A 1,875-nucleotide genomic window follows, 5' to 3' on the forward strand; every position below is an offset into this window, starting at 1 on the left:
TTTACCTGAGAAGTGTCCGGATTGTCAGATTTGGAACCCCTTCGAGCGCAAGCGAGGAGGATAGGAATTCCAAATCCAAGCAAAGATGATGAGCATTGGCAATGAGAACGATCAAGTGTCGTAAGGGTATTTAGTGGATGCCTAGGCATGCACAGGCGATGAAGGACGTGATACGCTGCGAAAAGCCGTGGGGAGCTGCGAATAAGCTTTGATCCATGGATCTCCGAATGGGGCAACCCACCTTAAATGCTTAGAAAATCATTCTGGTTGTCGGACCTTTGGTCCGACGTTACGGCGAACGATCGCCGACGCGCTCTGCGCTTTGTTGGTGCCATGCTCGGGTTCGAGTGGGGCAGCAGCACAGGCCAGAGGCCTGTCGTCGGTCGTCCGACGCGCCCACGCAGCGCCGCCCGAAGGGCGGGTCGAGCGTGAGTGAGAAACCCGAATGGTTTCTAAGCATTGTTATGAGGTATCTTCACCTGAATAAAATAGGGTGTAAGAAGCGAACGCAGGGAACTGAAACATCTAAGTACCTGCAGGAAAGGACATCAACCGAGACTCCGCAAGTAGTGGCGAGCGAACGCGGACCAGGCCAGTGGCAATGAAGTATAAAGTGGAAGAACCTGGAAAGGTTTGCCGTAGAGGGTGACAGCCCCGTATGCGTAGATGACTTTATTGTCCTAGAGTAGGGCGGGACACGTGAAATCCTGTCTGAACATGGGGAGACCACTCTCCAAGCCTAAGTACTCGTGCATGACCGATAGCGAACCAGTACCGTGAGGGAAAGGTGAAAAGCACCCCGACAAGGGGAGTGAAATAGAACCTGAAACTGGATACCTACAAACAGTCGGAGCCCGCAAGGGTGACGGCGTACCTTTTGTATAATGGGTCAACGACTTAGTGTAACAAGCAAGCTTAAGCCGGTAGGTGTAGGCGAAGCGAAAGCGAGTCTGAATAGGGCGATATAGTTTGTTGCATTAGACCCGAAACCGAGTGATCTAGCCATGAGCAGGTTGAAGGTTGGGTAACACCAACTGGAGGACCGAACCCGCATCTGTTGCAATAGATTGGGATGACTTGTGGCTAGGGGTGAAAGGCCAATCAAACTCGGAAATAGCTGGTTCTCCGCGAAATCTATTTAGGTAGAGCGTCTGGCGAATACTCCCGGGGGTAGAGCACTGGATGGGCTATGGGGACTCACCGTCTTACTGATCCTAACCAAACTCCGAATACCGGGAAGTACTACCAGGCAGACACACGGCGGGTGCTAACGTCCGTCGTGAAAAGGGCAACAACCCTAACCTCCAGCTAAGGTCCCCAAGTCATGGCTAAGTGGGAAAGGATGTGAGGATCCCAAAACAACCAGGATGTTGGCTTAGAAGCAGCCATCATTTAAAGAAAGCGTAACAGCTCACTGGTCTAGTCAAGGGTCTTTGCGCCGAAAATGTAACGGGGCTGAAGCCATGCACCGAAGCTGAGGATTCCTCTTTGAGGAGTGGTAGCGGAGCGTTCCGTAAGCTGATGAAGGGATACCCGTGAGGGGTCCTGGAGGTATCGGAAGTGCGAATGTTGACATGAGTAACGATAAAGAGGGTGAGAGACCCTCTCGCCGAAAGACCAAGGGTTCCTGCTTAAAGTTAATCTGAGCAGGGTTAGCCGGCCCCTAAGACGAGGCGGACACGCGTAGTCGATGGGAACCACGTTAATATTCGTGGGCCTGGTGGTAGTGACGGATTGCTTAACTTGTTCACACTTATTGGATTGTGTGGGCGGGGACGCGGTTCCAGGAAATAGCTCCACCGTATAGACCGTACCCGAAACCGACACAGGTGGTCAGGTAGAGTATACCAAGGCGCTTGAGAGAACTATGTTGAA

Annotated in this window: 1 rRNA gene; it reads left to right on the forward strand. The window is 52.3% G+C overall.

What is annotated here, in order from left to right:
- Positions 1-109: 109 nt before the first annotated feature.
- Positions 110-1,875 (forward strand): 23S ribosomal RNA (locus Q4Q11_RS31695); the annotation flags it as partial.

Source organism: Rhizobium sp. UFLA01-1127 (assembly GCF_059803845.1).